This window comes from Parvibaculum indicum (assembly GCF_011762095.1).
Taxonomy (GTDB): Bacteria; Pseudomonadota; Alphaproteobacteria; order Parvibaculales; family Parvibaculaceae; genus Parvibaculum; species Parvibaculum indicum.
Genome location: NZ_JAASQO010000001.1, coordinates 214,635 through 239,943, shown reverse-complemented (window position 1 = coordinate 239,943; position 25,309 = coordinate 214,635). Strand labels below are relative to the sequence as shown.

The 25,309-nt window shown below is 63.9% G+C and carries 26 protein-coding genes; 24 read left to right on the top strand and 2 right to left on the bottom strand.

Annotated features, from left to right (window positions below):
- Position 1: 1 nt before the first annotated feature.
- The 6 genes from FHS78_RS01180 to FHS78_RS01155 all read left to right on the top strand — a co-directional run bounded on the left by FHS78_RS01180 (position 2) and on the right by FHS78_RS01155 (position 4,422).
- Entirely contained in the window at positions 2-418 is a 417-nt protein-coding gene (locus FHS78_RS01180; protein WP_167089431.1) for an ExbD/TolR family protein, read from the top strand.
- Positions 415-831, top strand: a complete 417-nt coding sequence (locus tag FHS78_RS01175) for an ExbD/TolR family protein (protein WP_167089429.1) — start codon at positions 415-417, stop codon at positions 829-831. Before FHS78_RS01180 ends, FHS78_RS01175 begins: the two co-directional genes overlap by 4 nt.
- Positions 828-1,685: a hypothetical protein gene (locus tag FHS78_RS01170; protein WP_167089040.1), complete on the top strand. Its 858-nt coding sequence runs from the start codon at positions 828-830 to the stop codon at positions 1,683-1,685. Before FHS78_RS01175 ends, FHS78_RS01170 begins: the two co-directional genes overlap by 4 nt.
- Before the next feature lie 89 nt (positions 1,686-1,774).
- Positions 1,775-2,653 (top strand): NAD(P)-dependent oxidoreductase, encoded by an 879-nt coding sequence (locus FHS78_RS01165; RefSeq protein WP_167089950.1) that lies wholly within the window; start codon positions 1,775-1,777, stop codon positions 2,651-2,653.
- A gap of 35 nt (positions 2,654-2,688) precedes the next feature.
- On the top strand, positions 2,689-3,855 hold the full coding sequence (locus FHS78_RS01160) for a type III PLP-dependent enzyme (protein ID WP_167089427.1): 1,167 nt from the start codon (positions 2,689-2,691) through the stop codon (positions 3,853-3,855).
- A gap of 102 nt (positions 3,856-3,957) precedes the next feature.
- A complete protein-coding gene (locus FHS78_RS01155) occupies positions 3,958-4,422 on the top strand; it encodes a TetR/AcrR family transcriptional regulator (protein WP_205305147.1) in 465 nt (154 codons plus the stop codon).
- A 113-nt stretch (positions 4,423-4,535) separates the two neighbouring features.
- On the opposite strand, the gene hemB is transcribed toward FHS78_RS01155, so the two are convergent.
- A complete protein-coding gene (hemB, locus tag FHS78_RS01150; RefSeq protein ID WP_167089425.1) occupies positions 4,536-5,528 on the bottom strand; it encodes a porphobilinogen synthase in 993 nt (330 codons plus the stop codon).
- A gap of 192 nt (positions 5,529-5,720) precedes the next feature.
- Between hemB and FHS78_RS01145 the strand changes: the two genes are divergently transcribed.
- The 8 genes from FHS78_RS01145 to FHS78_RS19205 all read left to right on the top strand — a co-directional run bounded on the left by FHS78_RS01145 (position 5,721) and on the right by FHS78_RS19205 (position 13,686).
- Complete coding sequence (locus FHS78_RS01145) at positions 5,721-6,860, top strand: isobutyryl-CoA dehydrogenase (protein ID WP_167089423.1); 1,140 nt, start codon at positions 5,721-5,723, stop codon at positions 6,858-6,860.
- Between the two features lie 14 nt (positions 6,861-6,874).
- Complete coding sequence (locus FHS78_RS01140) at positions 6,875-7,921, top strand: enoyl-CoA hydratase/isomerase family protein (protein ID WP_167089421.1); 1,047 nt, start codon at positions 6,875-6,877, stop codon at positions 7,919-7,921.
- Positions 7,922-7,970: 49 nt separating this feature from the next.
- The gene (gene mmsB, locus FHS78_RS01135) at positions 7,971-8,867 is read left to right on the top strand and encodes a 3-hydroxyisobutyrate dehydrogenase (RefSeq protein ID WP_167089419.1); all 897 of its coding nucleotides are present in this window, start codon (positions 7,971-7,973) and stop codon (positions 8,865-8,867) included.
- A gap of 144 nt (positions 8,868-9,011) precedes the next feature.
- A complete protein-coding gene (gene ldtR / locus FHS78_RS01130; RefSeq protein WP_167089946.1) occupies positions 9,012-9,524 on the top strand; it encodes a transcriptional regulator LdtR in 513 nt (170 codons plus the stop codon).
- 190 nt (positions 9,525-9,714) lie between these two features.
- Entirely contained in the window at positions 9,715-11,049 is a 1,335-nt protein-coding gene (locus FHS78_RS01125) for a L,D-transpeptidase family protein (RefSeq protein ID WP_167089417.1), read from the top strand.
- A gap of 169 nt (positions 11,050-11,218) precedes the next feature.
- Positions 11,219-12,001, top strand: coding sequence for a glycerophosphodiester phosphodiesterase family protein (locus FHS78_RS01120; RefSeq protein WP_167089415.1), 783 nt, complete (start codon positions 11,219-11,221; stop codon positions 11,999-12,001).
- Between the two features lie 175 nt (positions 12,002-12,176).
- On the top strand, positions 12,177-13,388 hold the full coding sequence (gene hemA / locus FHS78_RS01115; protein WP_167089413.1) for a 5-aminolevulinate synthase: 1,212 nt from the start codon (positions 12,177-12,179) through the stop codon (positions 13,386-13,388).
- Positions 13,378-13,686, top strand: a complete 309-nt coding sequence (locus tag FHS78_RS19205; RefSeq protein ID WP_205305146.1) for a DUF6898 family protein — start codon at positions 13,378-13,380, stop codon at positions 13,684-13,686. The genes hemA and FHS78_RS19205 overlap by 11 nt, the downstream gene beginning before the upstream one ends.
- An 11-nt stretch (positions 13,687-13,697) precedes the next feature.
- Here the strand turns inward: FHS78_RS19205 and FHS78_RS01105 are convergent, their stop codons facing one another.
- Positions 13,698-14,144, bottom strand: coding sequence for a Ros/MucR family transcriptional regulator (locus FHS78_RS01105; protein WP_167089411.1), 447 nt, complete (start codon positions 14,142-14,144; stop codon positions 13,698-13,700).
- A 614-nt stretch (positions 14,145-14,758) separates the two neighbouring features.
- Here FHS78_RS01105 and glyA point away from each other — a divergent pair.
- From glyA to FHS78_RS01055, 10 genes are all read left to right on the top strand, one after another.
- Positions 14,759-16,075, top strand: coding sequence for a serine hydroxymethyltransferase (gene glyA, locus FHS78_RS01100; protein WP_167089410.1), 1,317 nt, complete (start codon positions 14,759-14,761; stop codon positions 16,073-16,075).
- A 71-nt stretch (positions 16,076-16,146) separates the two neighbouring features.
- Complete coding sequence (gene nrdR / locus FHS78_RS01095) at positions 16,147-16,626, top strand: transcriptional regulator NrdR (protein WP_167089408.1); 480 nt, start codon at positions 16,147-16,149, stop codon at positions 16,624-16,626.
- Between the two features lie 51 nt (positions 16,627-16,677).
- Positions 16,678-17,796, top strand: a complete 1,119-nt coding sequence (gene ribD / locus FHS78_RS01090) for a bifunctional diaminohydroxyphosphoribosylaminopyrimidine deaminase/5-amino-6-(5-phosphoribosylamino)uracil reductase RibD (protein WP_205305145.1) — start codon at positions 16,678-16,680, stop codon at positions 17,794-17,796.
- 6 nt (positions 17,797-17,802) lie between these two features.
- Complete coding sequence (locus tag FHS78_RS01085; RefSeq protein WP_167089406.1) at positions 17,803-18,414, top strand: riboflavin synthase; 612 nt, start codon at positions 17,803-17,805, stop codon at positions 18,412-18,414.
- A 6-nt stretch (positions 18,415-18,420) separates the two neighbouring features.
- Positions 18,421-19,572: a 3,4-dihydroxy-2-butanone-4-phosphate synthase gene (gene ribB / locus FHS78_RS01080; protein WP_167089404.1), complete on the top strand. Its 1,152-nt coding sequence runs from the start codon at positions 18,421-18,423 to the stop codon at positions 19,570-19,572.
- Positions 19,569-20,027 (top strand): 6,7-dimethyl-8-ribityllumazine synthase, encoded by a 459-nt coding sequence (gene ribH / locus FHS78_RS01075; RefSeq protein WP_167089403.1) that lies wholly within the window; start codon positions 19,569-19,571, stop codon positions 20,025-20,027. Before ribB ends, ribH begins: the two co-directional genes overlap by 4 nt.
- A gap of 38 nt (positions 20,028-20,065) precedes the next feature.
- A complete protein-coding gene (gene nusB / locus FHS78_RS01070; protein ID WP_167089401.1) occupies positions 20,066-20,560 on the top strand; it encodes a transcription antitermination factor NusB in 495 nt (164 codons plus the stop codon).
- 2 nt (positions 20,561-20,562) lie between these two features.
- Positions 20,563-21,585 (top strand): thiamine-phosphate kinase, encoded by a 1,023-nt coding sequence (gene thiL / locus FHS78_RS01065; protein ID WP_167089399.1) that lies wholly within the window; start codon positions 20,563-20,565, stop codon positions 21,583-21,585.
- 221 nt (positions 21,586-21,806) lie between these two features.
- On the top strand, positions 21,807-23,918 hold the full coding sequence (locus tag FHS78_RS01060; RefSeq protein ID WP_167089397.1) for a sodium-translocating pyrophosphatase: 2,112 nt from the start codon (positions 21,807-21,809) through the stop codon (positions 23,916-23,918).
- A 223-nt stretch (positions 23,919-24,141) separates the two neighbouring features.
- Positions 24,142-25,275: an acyltransferase family protein gene (locus FHS78_RS01055; protein WP_167089395.1), complete on the top strand. Its 1,134-nt coding sequence runs from the start codon at positions 24,142-24,144 to the stop codon at positions 25,273-25,275.
- The last annotated feature ends 34 nt before the right edge of the window (positions 25,276-25,309 follow it).

Genomic DNA, 25,309 nt, shown 5'->3' with positions numbered 1-25,309 from the left:
CATGGCAGATACGTTCGACGTACCGGTTCGGCGGCGGCGGATGACCAGTCTCACGCCGCTGATCGACGTCGTCTTTCAGTTGCTGATCTTCTTCATGCTCACCACGAGCTTCCTGCAGACGCAGGCGCTGTCCGTGGTAACCCCGGCGGCCGACCGGAAGGAACTGCCGGAGGATGCCCGCGTGGTCGAGATCTGGCTGATGGGAGACGGGTCGCTGCGCGTGGACGGCGATCCGGTTTCCCCGGAAGGGTTGGCCGATGCGGTCGGCGACAAGATCGGCGATCGGACGGACATGACCGTGACCATTCTGGCGGAGCGGGATTCGCATACGCAGCAACTGGTGCGCGCGGTGGAAGCGGCACGTGAGGCGGGTGCGACGAATGTCGGCACGGCAAGGGTGGAGCGTCTGGGCCAATGATCGAGTTCGACGAACAGGATGGCGCGCCGGCGCCGCGGCGGGAGTTCGAGACGACGATCCCGCTTATCAATGTGGTGTTTCTGCTGCTGATCTTCTTTCTGCTGGCGGGCACGCTGGGCGAGAGCAGCGACGTAGGCGTGACGCTGCCGAGCGGGACGATCGACGATCCGGCGCCGCCGCAAAAGGTCACGCTTTATGTTGAGTCGGACGGGTTCGTCTGGGTCGGCGATCAGGTGATGGAGCCCTCGCTCGCGGGCTTCATGCTGAAGGACTTCATGAAGGACAAGGACAAGTCGCGCGTCTCCATCAAGGCCGACCAGGCTGCGCCTGCCGAAAGTGTGCTGACGCTGATGGAGGGACTGCGCGGCGCGGGCGTGCAGCAGGTGACGTTGCTGACGGAGCGTAGTTCATGAGCGTGGCGTGGGACGAAAAGGCGACCGCCGTTCCGGAGCCGCGCCTGCGCGGTTTTCTCGTCGCGGCGGCATTGCTGCATCTGGCTCTGTTTCTGTGGCTCACCATGGCGGGCGGCATTTTCGGCGGGCCGGGGCCCGGCGGCGGCGATTCCGTGACGTTCCAGCTTGCCGCGGGTTCCATGAACGACCGCTATGCCGCGCCGCGTCCGCGCAAGGCGGCCGCGAAGCCGCAACCGAAACCGGAAGTGAAACCGGAACCGCCCAAGCCCAAGCCGGAGCAGGCCGTGCGCAAGGCGGACAAGCCCCTGCCCAAGCCGGAGAGGAAACCCGAACCCGTGCCCGAACCACAGGAAGAGCCGCAGGCCTCCGCGGGCAACGGCGTGGAAGGCGGCAAGGGCGGCGGCGCCGGGGGCGACGCGAAGAAGACGATCCTCAACCGCAAGGGCAATGCGCTGACCGGCGGGCAGATCCGCTCGCATATGGTGGGCAAGACCCTGAAGCTCGAAATGGGCCGTATCGAACGGCAGGGCTCCAACAAGCTCATCAACATGACGCTGGAGCTTGATGCCGACGGCAGCATGGACGTGGAACTGACCCAGTATCTCGCCACGAACTATCTGAAGGAATATTCCAGCGAGAAGCACAAATCCGGGTCGGGCAAATGGTGGATCGAGAACAACCGTTTCTGCTTCAGCTCGTCGGAGATCCAGTATGGCGCCCGGGACTGTTTCGACATGACGCTGGACGGCGATCTGCTGCGTCTCTACTACGCCCCCTGTTCGGCGCAGTCCTCTCTCATCTGCCGCAGCGGCGATCTCGCCGGGCAGGGCCGCATCGTCATGACCTCTCGCTGACACGCGCCGCGCCGCTTTTGGACGGACCCCATTTCGCCTGATACATATGCCACTCCTTTGCGGATCGAAGATGGAGTGACGATATGGCGATGAAGGTGGCGTTTCTGGGTCTCGGCGTGATGGGCTATCCCATGGCGGGTCATCTGAAGAAGGCCGGTCACGAGGTCACCGTCTACAACCGCACCGCCGCAAAGGCCGAAAAATGGGTCGCCGAATATGGCGGCGCGTCCGCGCCGACGCCGAAGCAGGCCGTGGCGGGCGCCGACATCGTGTTTGCCTGTGTCGGCAATGACGACGATCTGCGCGAGGTCGTTGCCGGGGCGGAGGGCGCCTTTCACGGCATGGAGAGCGGAACGGTTTTCGTCGACCACACCACGGCGTCTGCCGAGGTCGCGCGCGAGCTTTACGCGGCCGGGGCCGAGCGCGGCATCGCCTTCGTCGATGCGCCGATTTCCGGCGGGCAGGCGGGTGCGGAAAACGGCGTCCTCACCGTCATGTGCGGTGGCGACGAGGCCGCCTTCGCAAAGGCCGAGCCCGTGATCGACTGCTTTGCGCGGTCGGTGAAGCTGCTGGGCGGCTCCGGCGCGGGCCAGCTCACCAAGATGGTCAACCAGATCTGCATTGCCGGGCTTGTGGAAGGGCTGTCGGAGGGCATTCACTTCGCCAGGGCGGCGGGCCTCGACCCCGAAGCGGTCATCGACGTCATCTCCAAGGGCGCGGCGCAGAGCTGGCAGATGGAGAACCGTTACAAGACCATGATAGAGGGCGAGTTCGACCACGGTTTTGCCGTGGACTGGATGCGCAAGGATCTGGGCATCTGTCTCGCCGAAGCCCGCCGCAACGGGGCGAGCCTGCCCGTGACGGCGCTTGTCGATCAGTTCTATGGCGAGGTGCAGACCATGGGCGGCAATCGCTGGGACACGTCGAGCCTGATTGCGCGGCTTGAGAACTTCGGCAAGAAAAACTGAACGCGGTCGCATAACGGGCAGGACGGGAGACGGATATGAGCGAGCAGCAGCTCCGCAGGCATTCGCGCGAAACGCGGTTTGCGTCGGTCGACGACGTAATCGACCGGCTGAACCCGTCCTATCCCGTGTTCTGCGTCTTTCCCGACATCCTGCGCGAACGGGCGCAGACTTTTGTCGAGGGGTTTCCCGGCACGGTTCTCTATGCGGTGAAGTGCAATCCGCATCCTTACGTGCTGCGGTCGCTGTGGGAGGGCGGTATCCGGCATTTCGATACGGCTTCCATCTTCGAGATCGCGAAGGTGACGGAGCAGTTCCCGGAAGCGCATTGCTATTTCAACCATCCGGTGAAGGGCCGCGGCGCGCTGGACAGTGCCGTCGATGTCTACGGGCTCACGGATTTCGTCGTGGACGACATGCATGAGCTCGACAAGGTGATCCGCTATGCCGGCACCGACATTACCGTCGAGGTGCGTCTGGCCACGCCCAAGGGCAGGGCGGTCTACAATCTCTCCGCCAAGTTCGGGGCGCCGCCGGACGATGGCGTGGCCCTGCTGAAGGAGGCCAGCCGGCGCGGCTGCCGCACCGCGCTTGCCTTTCATGTCGGCAGTCAGTGCCTTGACCCGGATGCGTTCCGCATCGCGATGGAGCTTGCCATGGACGTGGCCGGGAAGGCGGATGTACCGCTGGAATATCTCGATGTGGGCGGCGGCTTCCCGGCGCGCTACAAGATGGACGTGCCGCCGCTGCGGGACTATTTCGACGTCATCCGGGAGACCAGAGACCGGCTCGGGATCACCGTGCCGCTGATGGGCGAGCCGGGGCGCGCGCTTGTCGCCAGCGGCTGCTCGGTGCTGACGCAGGTTCATCTGCGCAAGGGCAACGATCTCTATATCAATGACGGCATTTACGGTTGCCTGTCGGAAATCCGCGACGGCGATCTCGACCCGCCGGTTCGCGCCATCCGCCGCAAGGGCGAGGCGCTTGCCGGGCACACCCAGCCGTTCCGGATTTTCGGTCCGACCTGCGACAGTCTCGACGTGCTGAAGCTGCCTTTCCATCTGCCGGACAATATTCAGGAAGGCGACTGGATCGAGTTCGGCCTGATGGGCGCCTATTCCATCGGCATGCAGACCGGCTTCAATGGTTTCGTTACCGATACGATCGTCCGCATCGACGGCACCCATAGCGATTTCGATTTTTAAAGATTATGTCATGATCCGTTCACGGAGCGTTCTTCCATTAAGGTTTACTTTCAATGTTAACGTCGATAACATCCGGCTTCTCGGGCACAAAGGGGGAACGCGATGGCCAGGGCACGGATGCGGGGACAGAAGACCGGCTATCATCACGGCGATCTCAAACAGGCGCTGATGGATGCGGCGGCGACGCTGCTCGATATTCGCGGGCGCGATGCGCTGACCCTTCGCGAGGCGGCGCGGCGCGCGGGCGTATCGGAGGCCGCGCCCTATCGTCATTTCGACAATCTGGACGCGCTGCTGGGCGCGGTCGCGGTGGAAAGCCTCGACATGCTGCTTGAGGATGTGGGCGCATCGGGGAGCGCCGTGCGCATGCGGCGGGCCTATCTCGACTTCGCGCAGGATTTTCCGGGCCGCTACGAGCTGATGTTCTCCCGCCTCCAGGACAAGGCGAGTTGGGAGGACCGGGCGAGCGCGGTGGCGCAACTGGCGGAGATGCTGGAACGCGCCGGCGGTCTGCCCGCGCTCCATGGCGAAGCCTCGCTCATGCTGGCGGGGTTTGAAGGTTTTTAGGGAAGCGTCATTGCGAGCGCCCGGGAGGGCGCGCGGCAATCCAGGGGCGGCGGACGCCGGGCTGGATTGCTTCGTCGCGTTGCTCCTCGCAATGACGGGAATGTGTCTGAGCCTCAGCCCCGCAGCAGCTTCGCCGCTTCCGGGGCGAAATAGGTGAGCACGCCATCGGCGCCCGCGCGCTTGAAGCCCAGCAGGCTTTCCAGGATCACGCGGTCCCGGTCGAGCCAGCCGCGTTCGATGGCGCCGGCGATCATCGCGTATTCGCCCGACACCTGATAGGCGAAGGTCGGCATGCCGAATTCGCGCTTCACGCGGCTCACAATGTCGAGATAGGGCATGCCGGGCTTTACCATCACCATGTCGGCACCCTCGGCGATGTCGAGCGCGACCTCGCGGATCGCCTCGTCGCCGTTGGCCGGGTCCATCTGATAGGTACGCTTGTCGCCCTTGAGCGCCGAGCTGGAGCCGATCGCATCGCGGAACGGCCCGTAAAAGGCGGAGGCGTATTTCGCGGCATAGGCCATGATCTGCGTATCGTGACGGCCGGTCGCTTCGAGTGCGGTGCGGATCGCCGCAATGCGTCCGTCCATCATGTCGGACGGCGCGATGATGTCGCAGCCGGCTTCCACCTGATTGAGCGCCTGACGCACCAGCACTTCCACCGTCTCGTCGTTGAGGATCGTTTCCTCGCGGATGAGCCCGTCATGGCCATGGCTGGTGAAGGGGTCGAGCGCCACGTCGCAGAGAATGCCGATCTCCGGAAAGGCCTTCTTGATGGCGCGTGTCGCGCGGCAGACGAGATTTTCCGGATCGGTCGCGAGAGAGCCTTCCTCGTCGCGGTCTTCTGTCGCCGTATAGGGAAAGAGCGCCAGCACCGGAATGCCGAGTTTCACCGCTTCCTCAGCGGCCCGCACGGCCTGATCCACGCTCAGCCGTTCCACGCCCGGCATGGTGGGGACGGCTTCGCGCTTTTTCTCGCCATCCACCAGGAAAAGCGGCCAGATGAGATCGTTCGCGCTCAGCGCGTTCTCCGCCACCAGGCGGCGGGACCAGTCGGTGCGGCGATTGCGGCGCATCCGCGTCGCGGGGAAGCTCGGTGTGGGCATAAAGGCTCCTCTTTTGGCCGAAACTCATATCCCCTGGACCGGCCTCTGGCAAATGTTCCAGCCTGCCGCTGCGGTAGCGTTAAGATGGGCCCGCGGCCCGCGTTGACAGGGCCGGGGGCGGCCAGTAAACCGCTGAAAACCCGGCGAGAAGATTGAAATTACGCCGGGAAAGCCGTCATTCGGGGAGATTCCATGGAATTCGAACTCAGCGAAGATCAGCGGGCGTTTCAGGAGGTCGCGCAGAATTTTGCCGCGTCCGAGCTCGCCCCCCACGCGGCGGACTGGGACCGGGATGCGATTTTCCCCGTGCCGGTCATGCGAAAGGCCGCCGAACTCGGCTTTGCGGGCATTTATGTGCGCGAGGATGTGGGCGGCTCCGCGCTTTCCCGTCTCGATGCCGCGCTCATCTTCGAGGCGCTGTCGGAAGGCTGCACCTCCACCGCGGCCTTCATTTCCATCCATAATATGGCGTCCTGGATGATCGACACCTTCGGCAGCGAAGAGCAGCGCCAGCGCTGGCTGCCGCGCCTGACCTCGATGGAGATCATCGCCAGCTACTGCCTGACCGAGCCCTCCAGCGGGTCGGACGCCGCCTCGCTCAAGACGAAGGCCGTGCGCGACGGCGATCACTATGTGCTGAACGGCTCCAAGGCATTCATCTCGGGCGCGGGCACGTCGGACATTTATGTCTGCATGGTGCGCACCGGCGGCGCGGGCGCGGGCGGCGTTTCCTGCATCGTGGCGGAAAACGGCACGCCCGGTCTTTCCTTCGGGGCGCCGGAAAGGAAGATGGGCTGGAACAGCCAGCCGACCGCGCAGGTGATCTTCGAGGATTGCCGCGTGCCGGTCGAAAACCGCATCGGCGAAGAGGGCGAAGGCTTCAAATTCGCCATGATGGGGCTCGATGGTGGGCGGCTCAATATCGGTGCCTGCTCGCTCGGCACCGCGCGCGCCGCGCTGAAGCAGGCGCAGAGCTATATGACCGAGCGCCAGCAATTCGGCAAATCGCTCGCCCAGTTCCAGGCGCTTCAGTTCAAGCTCGCCGACATGGCGACCGAACTCGAAGCCGCGAAGCTGATGATCTATCAGGCCGCCGCCAAGGTGGATGCCAAGACGCCGGATGCGACGAAATTCGCGGCCATGGCCAAGCGCTTTGCGACCGATGCGGGTTTCAACGTCATCAACGATGCGCTGCAGCTTCATGGCGGCTATGGCTATCTCAAGGATTTCCCGCTGGAGCGTCATCTGCGCGATGCGCGCGTGCATCAGATTCTGGAAGGCACGAACGAGATCATGCGTGTCATTATCGCCAGAGAAATGCTCAAAGAGTAAGCGAGTACCACTTCATGTCCGATGAAGCACCCAAGAGCGAAGAAGTCCTGTTCGAAAAACGCGGCGTGGCGGGCATCGTCACGCTGAACCGTCCCAAGGCGCTCAATGCGCTGACGCTCGGCATGGTGCGGCTCATTCACCCGCAGCTCGATGCATGGGCGAAGGACGACAGCGTTCAACTCGTTATCATCGAAGGCGCAGGCGAAAAGGGCTTTTGCGCGGGCGGCGACATTCGCGCCCTGCATGACTGGGGCCGCGCGAACGACCGCACGGCGCTCGACTTCTGGAAAGAGGAATATCTCCTCAACATCGCCATCAAGCGCTTCCCCAAGCCCTATGTCGCGCTGATGGACGGCGTGAATATGGGCGGCGGCGTCGGTCTGTCCGTTCACGGATCGATGCGGATCGCGACGGAGCGGCTCACCTTCGCCATGCCGGAAACCGGCATCGGCCTTTTTCCGGATGTCGGCGGCACTTACTTCCTGCCGCGCTGTCCGGGCGAAACCGGCCTCTATCTCGGGTTGACCGGCGCCCGCCTCAAGGCGGCGGATGCGGTCTATGCAGGCATTGCGGACACCTATGTGCCGTCCGCCGCGCTGGAGACGCTGAAAGACCGTCTCTGCGGCGGCGCGAACCTGCGCGAGGCGCTTCAGGAAGTCGAGGCGGATACGGAAACCGCGCCGCTTGCCGGTCTCCAGGGCGCGATCGACCGGCATTTCGCCGCGTCCTCGGTGACGGAGATCGTGGCGTCGCTGCGCGCGGCGGGCGATGAATGGGCGGTGAAGACCGCCGACACCATCGAAAGCAAATCGCCTCTCAGCACGCTCGTCGCCTGTCGCCAGATCCGCGAGGGTCGCGATCTCGATTTCGAGGCGGCGATGGCACTGGAATATCGCCTCACCCAGTCTTTCTTCGCAGGGCATGATTTTTACGAAGGCGTGCGCGCGACCATTCTCGACAAGGACGGCGCGCCGCAATGGAAACCGGCAACGCTTGCCGATGTGACGCTCGACGAGATCGACAGCTATTTCTCGGGCGCGGGCAAGGAAGCGCTGAGGTAAGGCCCGGCGGAACAAGGGCCCCTAAAAGTTCAGGCAGGAGGAGACGACAATGGCGGCAATCGGATTTATCGGTCTCGGCAATATGGGCGGCCCCATGGCGCTCAACCTCGTCAAGGCGGGACACGACCTCACCGTCTTCGACCTGTCGAAGGATCCGGTCGCAAAACTCACGCAGGCAGGCGCCAGCGCGGCGGACAAGGCCTCGGATGTCGTGAAGGGCGCGGAATTCGTCGTCACCATGCTGCCGGCGGGCGCGCATGTGAAATCGGTCTATCTGGGCGATGACGGTCTTCTCGCAGCGGCCGAGAAGGGCACGCTCTTCATCGACAGTTCCACCATCGACGTGCCCTCGGCGCGCGAGGTGATCGCGGCGGCGGAGGAGGCGGGCATGCCGATGGTCGATGCGCCGGTCTCGGGCGGCGTCGGCGGTGCGGAGGCCGGTACGCTCACCTTCATGGTGGGCGGCGCGGAGGCGGCCTTTGCGAAGGCGAAGCCGGTGCTCGAGGTGATGGGCAAGAACATCTTCCATGCCGGTCAGGCGGGGAACGGGCAGGTCGCCAAGGTCTGCAACAACATGATCCTGGGCATTTCCATGATCGGCGTCTGCGAGGCTTTCAGCCTGGGCGAGAAGCTCGGCCTCGATGCGCAGACGCTGTTCGACATCTCCTCCACCGCGTCGGGCCAGTGCTGGTCCATGACCTCCTATTGCCCGGTGCCGGGGCCGGTGCCGGCGGCGCCCTCCAACCGGAACTATCAGCCCGGCTTCTCGGCGGGCATGATGCTGAAGGATCTGCGGCTGGCGCAGGACGCGGCGACCGGCGTCAAGGCGGCCACGCCCTTGGGCGCGGCGGCGGAGCAGCTCTACACGCTGATGGAAGCGGCCGGGGCCGACAGCCTGGATTTTTCCGGAATCATCAAGCTCATTCAGGGAAATCTGACGAAATAGCCGTTTTTTGGTTCATATGAGGACAGGCCAAATCGGGTCTTAAGCCATCATTAGTATGGCACCGCTATGTTTTTCGGCGAGTCGGGTCAGAAGGACCCGGGTGTGTAACAGCTTGCTTGGGCCGAAGTCATGGGTGCGACACAAATGAAGCCGAATCCGGTTGTCCGCGACGGCGAAGACGCCAATCAGAATGATGAAGCGTCGAAGACGACCTATCTCGAAGCGCTGACATATGTCGAGCGTCTGCATCGACGTCTCCTGGACGTCATAAAGGATGAGCTGGAGCGCCAGAACTGCTCCGAAATCAACTCCGTTCAGGCATTGCTGCTCTTCAATATCGGCGGTTCCGAGATGACCGCGGGCGAATTGAAGACGCGGGGCCACTATCTGGGCTCCAATGTCTCCTACAATCTCAAGAAGCTTGTCGAGACGGGCTATATCAATCATCAGCGCTCCAATGTGGACCGCCGTTCGGTGCGGGTACGCCTGACGGACAAGGGCCGCGAGATTTGCGCGGTGATCGACCGGCTCTACGACAAGCATTGCGAGCAGATCGCGGAAGTGGGCGACATTTCGGTGGAAGAGCTGCGCCAGCTCAACCAGACGCTTTTCAAGCTCGAACGCTTCTGGACCGACCAGATTCGCTACCGTCTCTGAGGCGCCGTTTGCACGGGGGTTGCAAGGGGTGGACTTGTGTCGCGCCCCGGCGCACCCATTTGCAACACTGGGGGCCTAATTCGGCCATGTCGGGGGCGTCCGGATTGTGAACAATCGCGCTCCCTGTCCCGAAATGGTAAACATGGCGGGAAGCGCGTCCTTCGCGCGCGGGGCTGGAAAGAGCAGGTCGGTGGTTCGTTTTTTCTCATATTTGCCGTTCAGGGCCGTTTCGACGGCCCTTTTCGGGCTCGGCCTTGCCGCCGCCGTTTCGGCGGGCGCGGTGCAGGCGCGGGGGCTCGACGGCTCGGCGGACGCCTGGGTCGATCCCTGGGACGCCCCGGCGGTGGACGATGCGGGGCTGTCGACGGCGGATGCGCCGGGCGGCGCCGCCGCGGCGGCCGACGAGATCGACGAGGTTCCGGTCGCCCAGAGCAGTGTGCCGACGCTTGGCGGCGAGGCCGTCGGGCGTATCGACCATGCGATTGCGCTTTACCGGGAAATCGAAAGCTGGGGCGGCTGGCCGCGCATTCCGCAGGGCGAGAAGCTCGAACTCGGCGTGACCGAGCGGCGCGTGGCGCTGCTGCGCGAGCGGCTGGTGGCGGGCGGCGACATGAAGGCTTCCGAGGCCGACCCCTATCTGTTCACGCCGCAGGTCGATGCCGCGGTGAAGCGCTTTCAGCGCCGCAACGGGTTGAAGCCCGACGGGGTGGTCGGCCCGCGCACGCTCGAAATGATGAATGTGCCGGTGTCGCGGCGTATCGCGCAGCTCCGGCAGAACCGGTCCCGGCTGGCGGAGATGGGCCCCAGGGTGGCCGGCAGCAAACGCTATGTCTTCGTGAACATCGCCGCGCAGGAAGTGGAGGCGGTTGCCGATAACCGCGTCGAGTTCCGCCAGCGCGTCGTGGTCGGCAAGCGCGACCGGCAGACGCCGGAACTGTCGAGCGCCGTCAGTTCGGTCATCCTGAACCCCTACTGGTTCGTGCCGAAATCCATCGCGATCAAGGACAAGCTCTCCAAGATCAAGGCCGATCCCGGCTATCTGCAGCGCGCCGGCTTCAAGCTGATGGCCGGGTGGGGCGATACCGCGCGCGAGATCAATCCCTATTCGGTCGACTGGTCGGCGGATACGTTCAACCGCTATTACCTGAGGCAGGATCCGGGCAAGTGGAATGCGCTGGGACGGGTGAAGATCGACTTTCCCAATCAGCATGCGGTCTATCTGCACGACACGCCGACGCGCTATCTCTTCCAGCTCAGCTCGCGCAGCTTTTCGTCGGGTTGCGTGCGTGTGAAGGAAGTGCGCACGCTCGCCACCTGGCTGCTCGAAGGCAAGGAGGGCTGGAACCGCGCGCGCATCGACGCCACCATTTCCAGAGGCTATCTCCAGGCCGTCGGGCTGAAGCAGGCGGTGCCGATCCATCTGAAATACATCACCGCCTGGGTGGATGGCGACGGCATGGTCAATTTCCGACCCGACATCTATAATCGCGACCGCCTCTACAGCACTGCGACCGCGCAGTACTGACCGGCGATCTGATGCGGTTGCATCGATTTCAAAGGGATCGTCATTGCGAGCGCCCTTCAGGGCGCGCGGCAATCCAGAAGCGGTTGGTTCGGCGCTGGATTGCTTCGTCGGCTGCGCCTCATCGCAATGACGGGAACAGGAAGAGTCCTGAGGAAAGGACGAAATTCAGGTGACGCTGCCCGCCAGATTTCCCTATCTCGAATTCGACGGCCTTCTCGCTTTCGCGCATCGCGGCGGCGCGGGCGCCTGGCCGGAGAACACCATGCCCGCCTTTCAGGGCGCGGTGGATCTCGGCTATCGCTATATCGAGACCGATGTCCATGCGACGCGGGACGGCGTGCTGCTCGCCTTTCACGACGACCGGCTCGACCGGGTGACGGACCGCTCGGGCCTCATCCGCGAGATGGACTATGCCGAGGTGAAGCCGGCGCTGGTCGCGGGCGAGGAGCCGATCCCGCTTTTTGCCGACATGCTCGCCGCCTGGCCCGATCTCAGGATCAATATCGACCCCAAGCTCGACAATGCGGTAGAGCCGCTGATCCGCGTTCTGAAAGAGCAGCGGGCGATCGACCGGGTCTGTGTGAATGCGTTTTCCGACCGGCGTATCGCGGCCGTCCGCGAGGCGCTGGGGCCGGATCTGTGCACCGGCATCGGCCCGCTGGGCACGACGCGGCTGCGTTTTTCAAGCTGGAGCGGGCCGCTGGGCTTTCTGTGGGGCGGTTTCGCGGCGGGATGCGCCCAATTGCCCGTTCGCCAGCACGGCATTCCCATCGCCGACCGGCGGCTCGTCGAGCGTGCGCATGAACTGGGCATGCAGGTCCATGTCTGGACCATCGACGATCCGGAGGAGATGCATCGCCTCATCGATATCGGGGTGGACGGGCTCATGACCGACGAGCCGAAAATCCTGAAATCGGTTCTGGAGGAGCGCGGTCTTTGGGCCTCGTCCTGATCCCCCATCAATGCTATGAAAATAATGCGACAATTCGCGTCTGGCCCCGCGGTTTCAAACGGTTAGTTTGCGCAAGGACCCGTTTGGGGGCGGCATTGAGCGGTGTCGCGTGACGTTTGCGTGCCTTCTCACGGAGAGGCTCCCGGCACAGGCCGGGGAAAGGCAGGATAGGGCGATGGATTACGACAAGAAACTGGCGGACGCGCTGCAGGCGGTAAAGGATGAAGGGCGGTATCGCGTCTTCACCGACATCGTGCGTCATCGCGGCAATTTTCCGCGCGCGACCTATCACACGCCCGAAGGCACGAAGGAAATCACCGTCTGGTGCTCCAACGACTATCTGAGCATGGGCCAGCACCCCAAGGTGGTCGCGGCCATGAAGCAGGCGGTGGACGAAGTCGGCGCGGGCTCCGGCGGTACGCGCAATATTTCCGGTACCACGCATTACCATGTCGAGCTGGAACAGGAGCTTGCCGATCTTCACCAGAAGGAATCGGCGCTGCTTTTCACCTCGGGCTATGCCGCGAACGACGCGACGCTCTCCACGCTGGCGCGCATTCTCGGCGACTGCGTGATGATCTCCGACGAGATGAACCACGCCTCCATGATCGAGGGCATTCGCCGCGGCGGCGGGCCCAAGCGCGTCTGGCGTCATAACGATCTTCAGCATCTGGAAGAGCTGCTGCGCGAGATCGATCCCGACCAGCCGAAGATCGTCGCTTTCGAGAGCGTCTATTCGATGGATGGCGACATTGCGCCCATCGGTGAGATCTGCGACCTGGCGCATCGCTACAATGCGCTGACCTATCTGGACGAGGTGCATGCGGTCGGCCTTTACGGGCCGCGCGGTGGCGGCATTGCCGAGCGCGACGACGTGCTCGACAAGGTCGACATCATCGAAGGGACGCTGGCCAAGGGCTTCGGCGTGATGGGCGGCTATATCGCGGCCTCCTCGACGCTGATCGACGTCGTGCGCTCCTATGCGCCGGGCTTCATCTTCTCCACCTCGCTTGCGCCGGTGCTCGCGGCGGGCGTGCTGGCGTCCGTCCGCCACCTGAAGAGCAGCAATGCGGAGCGCGAGCTGCATCAGGAACGGGCGCGCACCCTGCGTTCCATGATGGCCGAAGCGGGCCTGCCGGTGATGATGTGCGAAAGCCATATCGTGCCGGTCATGGTGGGCGACCCGGTGGTCTGCAAGGCCGTCTCCGACGAGCTTTTGATGGATTTCGACATCTATGTGCAGCCCATCAACTATCCCACCGTGCCGCGCGGCACGGAGCGGCTGCGCTTCACGCCCTTGCCCGTTCATACCGACGAGATGATGCGCGAACTCGTGGGCGCGCTCGACAAGGTGTGGACACGCCGGAACATCAGGCGTGCCGCCTGACGATCCCGAAAAGGGCGGCGGGGGCCGTCCCGGAACGCCGGCGGGCGCCGGCGGGGAAGTCATTTTCGAATTTCAGCCCATGGGCGGCAGCGTCAAGGTGTCGGCGATCGATGTCGAAACCGGCGTCGAGGTGTCGGTGATCGGATCGCACACCGCGCCGCAGCGCGAGCTGGAGCGCGTGGCGCTGGGCAAACTTCGCTATCGTCTCAAACGGCTGGAAGAGGGCGCGGAAAAAGCACCTGAAAAAACGACCCCCCGAAACTCCGGGGGAGGATCGGGGGGCGGTATCGTCGTCTGACCGGTCGGCGCTTACTTCTTGCGGCGGCCGCGGGTGGGGGCGGTGCCGGCGCGGCCGAGACCGATCTGCTTGGCAAGTTTGGAGCGCTGCGCGGCGTAGTTCGGCGCGACCATCGGATAGTCGTGCGGCAGGCCCCAGCGGGCGCGGTATTCTTCGGGCGTCATGCCGTATTGCGAGCGCAGATAACGCTTCAGCATTTTCAGCTTTTTGCCGTCTTCAAGACAAATGATGTAATCGGGCGTCACCGATTTCTTCACCGGCACGGCGGGCGTCAGGTCGGGCTCGGTGCTGTCCGTTCCCTGTCCGAGGTCGGCCAGTGTCGAATGAACCGTGCGGATCATTGCCGGCAGGTCGGCCGAAGACATCGCGTTATTACTTACATAGGCAGAAACGATCTCAACAGCGAGGCCAAGATAGTCGCTGTTCTGGGCTTCGTCGCCGGTGGTGTTCTGGTCCATCCTGAGAATTTACCTTTAATTTTCGTGAGATCGGCGCACTGAGAATCTCTCAGTGGCAATAACGCCCAACTTCTAGCGCGATACAACATTGGGCTGCAAGCAATTAACCTGCTTCTTTTTACGAAAACATCAACAAACGCCGTGTGAGTTACTGGCGTCGTGATTTAGCTGAAGCAGATAGACGAGAAAAACATGAGATCGGCAAATATTAGATAGAATATTTAGTGAAACGTCTATTGTTCCATGGCGGAAATCGGCACTCCGTATTTTTGCCCGTAGGTTCTAAATGGATATTTCCGTCCGGATTCTATTCTTGAACAGGCGATTGTCTCTTAACGAGACGGTAACGGTTTGCCGCTCCGTTCCCGCGTTTGCCGCATGGGGGTCAATTGCTCTCAAACGGCCATATATGGTATGACGCCGCCACTGGCCGGTCCCCCGGGCCCGCCCGAACCGAAGGCGACGGATTAAGCGGCAATACCGATGCGAGAGCGCTGGAACTCCTGCGCTTTGATGGTGGTGTTGAAGGGCCCCGCGGCACAAGGTTCGTACGACCGGCCACCGCGGGGCGCGCGAAGCGCCCGCGGGCAATATGAACTGAAAAAGGTAGATTTATGTCTCTAAGCAAAGCTGCGACCGGCGCTGGTCAGTCCGCCGGTTTCTTCACCGCGAGCCTCGCGGAGAGCGATCCTGAAATCACGAAGGCGATCGAGCAGGAGCTCGGGCGCCAGCAAACGCAGATCGAGCTCATTGCTTCCGAGAACATCGTGTCCCGCGCCGTGCTTGAGGCGCAGGGATCGGTGCTGACGAACAAATATGCGGAAGGCTATCCGGGCCGCCGCTATTATGGCGGCTGCGAGTTCGTCGATATTGCCGAGAACCTGGCCATCGAACGCGCCAAGCGCCTGTTCGATTGCGCCTATGTGAATGTGCAGCCCAATTCCGGTTCGCAGGCGAACCAGGGCGTCTTCCAGGCGCTGCTGCAGCCCGGCGATACGATCCTGGGGATGAGCCTTGCCGCCGGCGGTCACCTGACGCATGGCGCGGCGCCCAACCAGTCGGGCAAATGGTTCAATGCGGTTCAGTATGGCGTGCGCCAGCAGGATCATCGCATCGACATGGACGAGGTCGAAAGCCTCGCCATGGAGCATAAGCCCAAGCTCATCATCGCGGGCGGTTCGGCCTATCCGCGCCAGATCGACTTCAAGGCGTTCCGCGAGATCGCCGACAAGGTCGGTGCCTATTTCATGGTCGACATGGCGCATTTCGCCGGTCTTGTGGCCGGTGGCGCGCATCCCAGCCCGCTGCCGCATGCCGATGTGGTCACCACCACGACGCACAAGACGCTGCGCGGTCCGCGCGGCGGCATGATCCTGTCCAACAACCCCGATCTCGGCAAGAAGATCAATTCTGCGATCTTCCCCGGCATTCAGGGCGGTCCGCTCATGCATGTGATCGCGGGTAAGGCGGTTGCGTTCGGCGAAGCGCTGCGGCCCGACTTCAAGGTCTATGCGCAGGGCGTCGTCGACAATGCCCGCGCGCTGGCCGCGACGCTGGTCGATGGCGGTCTCGACATCGTTTCGGGCGGTTCCGACACGCATGTCGTGCTGGTGGATCTGCGTCCGAAGTCGCTGACCGGCAATATCGCCGAGAAGGCGCTGGAAGAAGCGCGCATCACCTGCAACAAGAACGGCATTCCCTTCGATCCGGAAAAGCCGACCGTCACTTCCGGCGTGCGTCTGGGCACGCCCGCGGGCACGACGCGCGGTTTCGGCGTGACGGAGTTCCAGGAAGTCGGCCGCATGATCGTCGACGTGCTGAACGGCCTGGCCGCCAATGGCCCGGAAAAGAACGCCGATGTCGAACAAAAGGTCGGCGCGGACGTTCTGGAGCTGTGCAAGCGGTTTCCGATCTATGGCGGTCCGCAGTAGACTGGGACCGATCTTTTTCTGAGGGGCACATATCGGCCTGAAGGCCGATGGAAAGGCGGGGGCGGCATCGCATGCGTTGTCCATATTGCGGAAACGAAGATACCCAGGTGAAGGACTCGCGTCCCACCGAGGACAACACGGCGATCCGGCGCCGCCGCTTCTGCCCGGCCTGCGGCGGGCGGTTCACGACCTTCGAGCGTGTTCAGCTCCGCGAGCTGACCATTGTGAAGAGCAATGGCCGCCGGGTGCCCTTCGATCGGGACAAGCTTATGCGTTCCGTGCAAATTGCCGTGCGCAAACGCCCGGTTGAGCAGGAACGCATCGAGCGTATGGTATCGGGCATCGTCCGGCGGCTTGAGAGCATGGGCGAGAGCGAGATTCCCTCCAAAATGGTGGGAACGCTCGTGATGGAAGGCCTCAGCTCTCTCGACGCCGTGGCCTATGTACGCTTCGCCTCGGTTTACAGAAACTTCCGCGAAGTCAAGGATTTCGAAGAGTTTCTGGGCGAGTTGAGCGGCCCGGAACCGGACGTGGACGAAGATCGGGACTAGCTTTTTCCCTGCCGGGCCCGGTCTTGTCTGAAGAGCCCGCGGGAGATGAGCATGGTCCGGCCCTACGATACGGATTGCATGAAAATGGCGCTGGCGCTGGCTGCGCGCGGTCTGGGCCGTGTGGCGCCGAACCCGGCTGTCGGTTGCGTCATCGTGCGCGAGGACGAAGACGCTCCGCGCGTCGTCGGGCGCGGCTGGACCCGGCCCGGCGGCCGTCCTCATGCCGAAACGGAAGCGCTGGGGCGCGCAGGCGAGGCGGCGCGTGGCGCGACCGCCTATGTCTCGCTTGAGCCCTGCGCCCATCACGGACAGACGCCGCCCTGCGCCCAGGCGCTGATCGATGCGGGGATTGCGCGCGTCGTCGCGGCGATCGCCGATCCGGACCCGCGCGTCGGCGGGCGTGGGCTCGCACTGCTGGAAAAGGCGGGCATCGAGGTCGAAGACGGCGTCTGCGCGCTCGAGGCCCATGCGCTCAATGAAGGTTTCTTCCTCAAGGTAAGCGACAATCGCCCGCTGGTGACGCTCAAGATCGCCAGCACGCTGGACGGGCGCACCGCGACCCATTCCGGTCATAGCCAGTGGATCACCGGCGAGGCCGCGCGCGCCCGCGGACATCTTTTGCGCGCCACGCATGACGCCATCATGGTTGGCAGCGCCACCGCCATCGTCGACGATCCCGAACTCACCTGCCGCCTGCCGGGCATGGCCGACCGCCATCCGATCCGCATCGTCGCGGACGGGCGCCTGCGTCTGCCGCTGACCTCGAAGCTCGTCGGCACGGCGAAGGATGTGCCGCTCATCGTCCTCACCCATCCGGAAGGCGATACGGAGCGGCGCAAGGCGTTCGAGGGATGCGGTGTGGACCTTGTCGACGTCGCGCCCGACAAAAACGGCGTCATGGATATGCGCATCGCCATGGAAAAACTCGCCGAACGCGGATTGACCCGCGTGCTGGTCGAGGGTGGGGCGCGGCTTGCCTCCTCGCTCATTCAGGCGCATCTCGTGGACCGGCTCGAATGGTTCCGCGCGCCGACGCTGCTGGGCGGCGACGGCTATCCCGCCATCGCCTCGCTCGGCATCGGGCGCGTCGGCGATGCGCCGGGTTTCATTCACACGCACAGCATGAAGCTCGGCGACGATACGCTGTCGAGCTATGTCTTTCGGAGCTGATCGATCATGTTCACCGGTATCGTGACGGACATAGGCACCGTTCGCGCCGTCGAAAAGCGCGGCGACACGCGCTTCGTCATCGCCACGGCATACGACCCCGCCGGCATCGACATGGGCGCGTCCATCGCCTGTTCGGGCTGCTGCCTCACCGTGGTGGACAAGGGCACGGACGGCGGCAACTGGTTTGCCGTCGATGCCTCCGCCGAGACGCTCGACTGCACCGTTCTGGGCGGCTGGAAAGAGGGTACGCGGATCAATCTCGAACGTGCGCTGAAAGCGGGCGACGAGTTGGGCGGCCATATCGTCTCCGGCCATGTGGACGGGGTGGGGCGGATCGTCGTCATCCGCGACGAGGGCGATTCCAAACGCTTCACCTTCGAGGCGCCGGCATCGCTTGCCCGCTATATCGCCTCCAAGGGCTCCATCACCATCAACGGCACCTCCCTCACCGTGAACGAGGTCGAGGACCAGGCCGACGGCACCTGCCATTTCGGCGTCAACATCATTCCGCATACCCAGGAGGTCACCACCTGGGGCGGCGCCCGCGAGGGCGATGCGATTAATCTTGAAATTGATATGCTGGCCCGCTATGTCGCGCGCCTGGCTGAGAAGGACTAAGGCTCCGTGTACAAGGAATTTCTGTCGCCCATAGAAGAAGTCATCGAAGACGCGCGCAACGGCAAGATGTTCGTGCTGGTCGATGCGGAGGATCGGGAAAACGAGGGCGATCTCGTCATCCCGGCGCAAATGTGCACGCCGGAAGCGGTCAACTTCATGGCGAAATACGGCCGCGGGCTCATCTGCCTGTCGCTGAATGCCGACCGGGCGAAAGAGCTCAATCTGCAGCTCATGTCGAGCCACAACCAGTCGCGCCACCAGACGGCCTTCACCGTCTCCATCGAGGCGCGCGAGGGCATCTCCACAGGCATTTCCGCGCATGACCGCGCACATACCGTGTCGGTTGCCATCGACCCGACCAAGGGCGCGCATGACATCGTGTCGCCCGGCCATGTGTTTCCGCTGGTCGCGCGCGATGGCGGCGTGCTGGTGCGCGCGGGCCATACCGAAGCCGCGGTCGACATCGCGCGTCTCGCCGGTCTTTATCCCGGCGGCGTCATCTGCGAGATCATGAACGATGACGGCACCATGGCGCGTTTGCCGGATCTGGTGAATTTCGCGCAGCTTCACGGCCTCAAGATCGCGACCATCGCCGATCTCATCGCCTATCGCCGCCGCTACGACAATTTCATCCGCCGTGCCATCGAGAGCGAGCTGACGAGCGAGTTCGGCGGCGACTTCAAGCTGATGGTCTATCAGAACACGGTCGAATATGCCGAGCATGTCGCGCTGGTGAAGGGCGACATCTCCACGCCGGAACCCGTGCTGGTGCGCGTTCATGCCGTCAACATATTCGACGACGTGCTGGGCGCATCCGGTCCGCGTTCCTCGGTGCTGAAAGACAGTATGCGGATTATCGGCGAGGAAGGGCGCGGCGTGGTCGTGCTCATCCGCGACACCACCTCGACCGTGATTTCCGACAGGCTGCTCCACAAGGGCGAGGGCGAAAGCGAGGATCAGGGCATGCCGCGCCGCCTGCGCGAATATGGCGTCGGCGCGCAGATCCTTCTCGATCTCGGCATTCACGAAATGGAACTTCTCTCCGATACGGACCGCAGCCTGGTCGGCCTTGAGGGCTACGGGCTCAGGATCACCGGTCAGCGCTCCGTCGCGGCGGGCGGCGCGAAGGCGAAACCGGTCAAGGAAAAGGCGGAATGAGCGACAGCAAACCCCATATCCTCATTGTCGAGGCGCGTTTCTACGACGAGCTGGCCGACGAGCTGGCCCGGGGCGCCATTGCCGAGATCGAGGCGCGCGGCGCCAGCTATGAGCGCGTGGCCGTGCCGGGCGTGCTGGAAACGCCCGCCGCCGTCAAATTCGCGCTGGAAGGCATGACCCATGGCGGCCCGAAGGCTCGGTTCGACGGCTATGTCGTTCTGGGCTGCGTGATCCGGGGCGAAACGACGCATTATGACATCGTGTCCAACGAATCCGCCCGTGCGCTCATGAATCTGACCGTCGATCGCGCCTTGGCCCTTGGCAACGGCATCCAGACAGTGGAAAACGAGGGGCAGGCATGGGCCCGCGCCAACGTCTCCGACAAGAACAAGGGCGGCGGCGCGGCAAAGGCATGCCTCGACATGATCGACCTGAAAAAGCGCCTCGGGGCCTGAGCCCCGTTTCGCCCGTTCTTTGAAAGCGACAGCCGCAAGTGACGAGTAACGCCGAACACGCCGACAACCGGAAAACCGATCCGCGCGCCCGCAGCGCCGCGCGGCTGGGGGCCGTTCAGGCCCTTTACCAGATGGATGTGGCGGGCACGCCCATGGAAGAGGTCGTGGCCGAGTTCAAGACCTACCGTCTGGGCGAAACCATCGAGGGCGAGGAAATCGTCACGGGCGACGCCGCTCATTTCGAGGATCTCGTGCGCGGCGTGCTGCGCGAACAGCGCGACATCGACACCCATGTGAACAAGTCGCTCGCCAGGGGCTGGGCTTTGGCCCGCGTCGATTCCACGCTGCGGGCCATCCTGCGCGCCGGCGCCTATGAGCTGCGCCGCTGCAAGGACGTGCCGGTAAAGGTCGTCATCAACGAATATGTCGATATCGCCCACGCCTTTTTCGAGGGCGACGAGCCGGGCGTGGTGAATGCCGTGCTCGATCGCATGGCGAAGGAAATTCGTCCCCCCCAGGCCGGGAAGCGCTGATCGTGGCGGGCGGGAAAGCTGACAGGCCCCGCCCCGGCGAGTTCGAGCTGATCGCCGAACTCTTCGCCCCGCTGGCGCGCAATGCCGCCGGCGCGTTCGGGCTGACCGACGATGCCGCGCTTTACCGCGCCGCGCCAGGCATGGAGACGGTGCTGACGGTCGATGCGATGGTGGCGGGCGTTCATTTCCTTCCCACCGATCCGCCCGACACGGTTGCCCGCAAACTTCTCCGCGTGAACCTGTCCGACCTTGCCGCCAAGGGCGCGCGCCCGCGCGGCTATCTTCTCGTCACCGCGCTCTCCGAAGAAACCTCCATGCCCTGGCTGGAGGATTTCGCCGCCGGGCTTGCCGCGGACCAGGCCGAATTCGGGATCTCGCTCTGGGGCGGCGACACGGTTTCGACGCCCGGCCCGCTGACGCTGTCGCTCACCGCCATCGGCGAGGTGAAGGAGGGCGCCATGCTGCCGCGTGGCGGGGCGAAGGCGGGTGACAGGGTCTATGTCACCGGCACCATCGGCGATGCGGCGCTCGGTCTTGCCGTGCTGCGGGACCGGCTGCCCTCCGCCTCGGAGGCGGACCGCGCCTTTCTGGCGGACCGCTACCGCCTGCCGCGGCCGCGCACGACGCTGGGGCCTTTGCTTTCCGGCGTCGTCCACGCCGCGCTCGACGTGTCGGACGGGCTTGTCGCCGATCTGACGCATATGTGCGACGCCTCCGGTCTCGCGGCCACGATCCGGGCGGCGGACGTGCCTTTCTCCGGCGCGGCGGCGGCCATGCTCGTCGCCGAGGCCGATGTCACTTTCGCGTCGCTTCTCACCGGCGGCGACGATTACGAACTGCTTCTCGCCGTGCCCGCCGAGGAGGAAGAGGCGTTTCTCGCCATTGCCGCAGGGGCAGGGGTACCGGTGGCCCTCATCGGTCATCTTGAGGAGAGGGCGAATCGTGCGCCCGAAACGCTCGTCCGGCTGGTCGATGCGGAGGGCGAGCCCATCGCCGTTCCCCATCAGGGTTTTCGCCATTTCTGAGCGTCTTCATGGCCCCGCGGACGCTTGCGGACCCCTTTATAAAATGAGTGCATCGGTCCGGTTGCTTTCATCTTGAGCATTTGGCATCGTTTTTCCCGCTTAAGAGTATGGCCGGGGAGGTAGAGGGGATTCCCAGGGAGGTTTGGGGGATTTCTCTCGTCTTGTGTTTGTTGCGTGCGTAACAGCCGACCTGACCTTCATAAAAATTAAGGACAGAGAGAATGAGCACAATGTGGGCTATCATTGCTTGCGGCGTGCTCGCGATCCTCTATGGCATGTGGGCGATCCGCTCCGTGCTGGCAGCGGACGCGGGCAATGAACGCATGCAAGAAATTGCGAGTGCGATCCAGGAAGGCGCCGCCGCCTATCTCAATCGTCAGTACACGACGATTGCGATTGCCGGTTTCGCCATTTTCATCATCGTTTCCTATCTTCTCGGCCTTCGCGTCGGCATCGGCTTCGTCATCGGCGCCGCGCTGTCGGGTCTTGCGGGCTATATCGGCATGCTGGTGTCGGTGCGCGCCAATGTGCGCACGACGCAGGCTTCCGCGACCAGCCTTGCCGCCGGTCTTGCGATCGCCTTCCGCTCCGGCGCGGTGACGGGCATGCTCGTTGCCGGTCTCGCGCTGCTCGCCGTGGCCGTCTATTTCACGGTGCTCACTTTCGGGCTGGGCCTGAACCCCGGCGACCGCGAAGTGATCGACGCCATGGTGGCGCTCGGCTTCGGCGCCTCGCTCATCTCCATCTTCGCCCGTCTCGGCGGCGGTATCTTCACCAAGGGTGCGGATGTCGGCGGCGACCTCGTCGGCAAGGTCGAAGCGGGTATCCCGGAAGACGATCCGCGCAACCCGGCCACCATCGCCGATAATGTCGGCGACAATGTCGGCGACTGCGCGGGCATGGCCGCCGACCTTTTCGAGACCTATGCGGTGACCGTGGTTGCGACCATGGTGCTGGCCTCGATCTTCTTCAGCGGCATGGCCGAAACGGCGATGATGACCTATCCGCTCGCCATCGGCGCGGCCTGCATCGTCACCTCCATCATCGGCACCTTCTTCGTGCGCCTCGGCAAGAGCCAGAACATCATGGGCGCGCTCTACAAGGGCTTCATCGCCTCGGCGGTGCTGTCGCTGATCGCGCTCTATTTCGTCACCGACTGGGTGGTCGGCCTCGAGACGGCCTATTCCTTCGGGACCTTCTCCTTCACGGGCATGACGCTTTACATTTGCGGCATTGTCGGTCTGGCGGTGACGGGCTTCATCATCTGGGTGACGGAATACTACACCGGCGTGAACTTCCGCCCGGTGAAGAGCATTGCCGCCGCTTCGGAAACGGGGCACGGCACCAACGTCATCCAGGGCCTCGCGGTTTCGATGGAAGCGACGGCGCTGCCCGCGATCATCATCGTGATCGGCATTCTGATCGCCTTCAACCTCGCCGGCCTCTTCGGTATCGCCATCGCGGTGACGACCATGCTGGCGCTGGCGGGCATGGTGGTCGCGCTCGACGCTTTCGGTCCGGTGACGGACAATGCGGGCGGCATCGCGGAAATGGCCGAACTGCCTGAGGACGTCCGCAAGACGACGGATGCGCTCGACGCGGTCGGCAACACCACCAAGGCGGTGACCAAGGGCTATGCCATCGGCTCGGCCGGTCTCGGCGCGCTGGTGCTGTTTGCAGCCTATACGCAGGATCTGACCTTCTTCGCGGCCAATCCGGCCGATTACCCGTATTTCGCGGGCGTGGTGGCGGACTTCTCGCTCTCCAACCCCTATGTGGTGATCGGTCTCTTCATCGGCGGTCTTCTGCCTTACCTCTTCGGCTCGATGGGCATGATGGCCGTGGGCCGCGCAGGCGGCGCCGTGGTGGAAGAAGTGCGCCGTCAGTTCAAGGCGGATCCGGGCATCATGCAGGGCACCTCCAAGCCCGATTATGCCCGCGCGGTGGACATGCTCACCAAGGCGGCCATCAAGGAGATGGTGGTTCCCTCGCTGCTGCCGGTGCTGTCGCCGGTCGTGCTGTATTTCGTCATCGCGCAGATCGCCGACAAGTCGGCGGCCTTCTCCGCGGTCGGTGCGATGCTGCTCGGCGTCATCATCACCGGCCTCTTCGTGGCGCTTTCCATGACCGCCGGCGGCGGTGCCTGGGATAACGCCAAGAAGTACATCGAAGACGGCAATTACGGCGGCAAGGGCTCGGAAGCCCACAAGGCGGCCGTGACCGGCGATACGGTCGGCGATCCCTACAAGGATACGGCCGGCCCGGCGGTGAACCCGATGATCAAGATCACGAACATCGTGGCGCTGCTGCTGCTGGCGATCCTGGCGCACTAGGCGTCGGATATCGAAAAACGGAAGGCCCCGGCGGAAACGCCGGGGCCTTTTGCTTTGCCCCGCTCGACGATATGCCCCCCGCGGGGAATGGCCCGCGACTTGAAACGCGAACACCGCATAAGGACGGCGGACGCAAAAACGGCGCAAAGGGCCGGTCGGGCTGTCCAGCTTTCGGACAGGCATCTGTCCGGCAGGCGTTTCGTATCAATTCGGGATGGGGCAGATGAACGGGCGGGGCGATACGGCGAAGGGCAGAAACATTCCCGATTCCATTTCCGTGCTTCTCGACGTGTCGCGGGCGTTTCTCGCGCTCGCCGTCGCGGGCGCGCACTGGACCCAGAGCTATTTCCAGCAGGACTGGCCGGATCTCACGATCTTCGGCGTTGCCGCCGTTGGCGGGTTTTTCGTGCTGAGCGGTTACACGATCAGGATGGTCTATCCGGACGGGAATAATTTCGACGAGACCCGCTATTATGTCGACCGCCTGTCGCGTTTGTGGTCGGTGGTGCTGCCCGCGCTTCTCGCCACGATCGTTCTCGATGCTGTCTCGCGATATGCCGCGCCCGATTATTATATGAGCCATTGGGGCGGGGAGACCGATCGCCCGCTGTTCCGCCTCGCGGCCAATGCCGGGTTCTTCGGGCAGATCTGGGGCTACAGCATCTATCCGTTTTCCAATTCGCCCTTCTGGTCGCTCGGTTACGAGGCCGCCTTCTATCTGATGTACGGCCTTTATCTGTCGCGCCGCTATGTGCTGCTCGGGCTGACGGCGCTGCTGCTGGGGCCGAACATTCTCTTCATGCTGGCGGTCTGGGTCGGCGGGGCGGCGCTATACGATGTCTACAGCCGCAAGGAGCGCAGGGTCGGCACCGTCATTCGCGCCGCGGTGGCCGCGCTCGCCGTCGCGGTGATGGCGCTCGCCGCCATCGATCTCAACGGCTTCGCCGAGACGATCCGGCATGTCATCGAGGTCTTTTTCGGCGCGCTGCATGTGGACCCGGCGCGCGTGTCGGTCTCGCTCGTGCTGCCGTCCATCGCGGCGCTTGCCGCTTTCGCCCTGATTTTCTGGGCGCTGGATGCGCTCGGTCCGCGGCTGCGCGTGCCGGAACGTCTCAGGACGCTGGCCCGGAAGGCGGGCGATGCGACCTTCCCGATCTATCTTTTCCACTTCCCGATTTTCGTCTGCGTTGCCGCGCTCGGGCTTTACGACGCGCATTCCACGCCGCAAAAGCTCGCCGTCTTTCTCGGCGTGATCGGCGTCACCGTGCTCATCACGCCCTGGACGAACGCGATGAAGGACGTCCTGCGTCGGCATCTGCGCACAGGCGCGGGCTATGTCAGGCTGAAATTCGCCTGACCGTTGCCGTTGAGCGTTGCGGGCCTGCGCGGCC

Coding starts and splice junctions, on each gene's coding strand:
- FHS78_RS01180 (WP_167089431.1), top strand. CDS start 2: ATGGCAGATACGTTCGACGTACCGGTTCGGCGGCGGCGGATGACCAGT.
- FHS78_RS01175 (WP_167089429.1), top strand. CDS start 415: ATGATCGAGTTCGACGAACAGGATGGCGCGCCGGCGCCGCGGCGGGAG.
- FHS78_RS01170 (WP_167089040.1), top strand. CDS start 828: ATGAGCGTGGCGTGGGACGAAAAGGCGACCGCCGTTCCGGAGCCGCGC.
- FHS78_RS01165 (WP_167089950.1), top strand. CDS start 1,775: ATGAAGGTGGCGTTTCTGGGTCTCGGCGTGATGGGCTATCCCATGGCG.
- FHS78_RS01160 (WP_167089427.1), top strand. CDS start 2,689: ATGAGCGAGCAGCAGCTCCGCAGGCATTCGCGCGAAACGCGGTTTGCG.
- FHS78_RS01155 (WP_205305147.1), top strand. CDS start 3,958: ATGGCCAGGGCACGGATGCGGGGACAGAAGACCGGCTATCATCACGGC.
- hemB (WP_167089425.1), bottom strand. CDS start 5,528: ATGCCCACACCGAGCTTCCCCGCGACGCGGATGCGCCGCAATCGCCGC.
- FHS78_RS01145 (WP_167089423.1), top strand. CDS start 5,721: ATGGAATTCGAACTCAGCGAAGATCAGCGGGCGTTTCAGGAGGTCGCG.
- FHS78_RS01140 (WP_167089421.1), top strand. CDS start 6,875: ATGTCCGATGAAGCACCCAAGAGCGAAGAAGTCCTGTTCGAAAAACGC.
- mmsB (WP_167089419.1), top strand. CDS start 7,971: ATGGCGGCAATCGGATTTATCGGTCTCGGCAATATGGGCGGCCCCATG.
- ldtR (WP_167089946.1), top strand. CDS start 9,012: ATGAAGCCGAATCCGGTTGTCCGCGACGGCGAAGACGCCAATCAGAAT.
- hemA (WP_167089413.1), top strand. CDS start 12,177: ATGGATTACGACAAGAAACTGGCGGACGCGCTGCAGGCGGTAAAGGAT.
- FHS78_RS01105 (WP_167089411.1), bottom strand. CDS start 14,144: ATGGACCAGAACACCACCGGCGACGAAGCCCAGAACAGCGACTATCTT.
- glyA (WP_167089410.1), top strand. CDS start 14,759: ATGTCTCTAAGCAAAGCTGCGACCGGCGCTGGTCAGTCCGCCGGTTTC.
- nrdR (WP_167089408.1), top strand. CDS start 16,147: ATGCGTTGTCCATATTGCGGAAACGAAGATACCCAGGTGAAGGACTCG.
- ribD (WP_205305145.1), top strand. CDS start 16,678: ATGGTCCGGCCCTACGATACGGATTGCATGAAAATGGCGCTGGCGCTG.
- FHS78_RS01085 (WP_167089406.1), top strand. CDS start 17,803: ATGTTCACCGGTATCGTGACGGACATAGGCACCGTTCGCGCCGTCGAA.
- ribH (WP_167089403.1), top strand. CDS start 19,569: ATGAGCGACAGCAAACCCCATATCCTCATTGTCGAGGCGCGTTTCTAC.
- FHS78_RS01060 (WP_167089397.1), top strand. CDS start 21,807: ATGAGCACAATGTGGGCTATCATTGCTTGCGGCGTGCTCGCGATCCTC.
- FHS78_RS01055 (WP_167089395.1), top strand. CDS start 24,142: ATGAACGGGCGGGGCGATACGGCGAAGGGCAGAAACATTCCCGATTCC.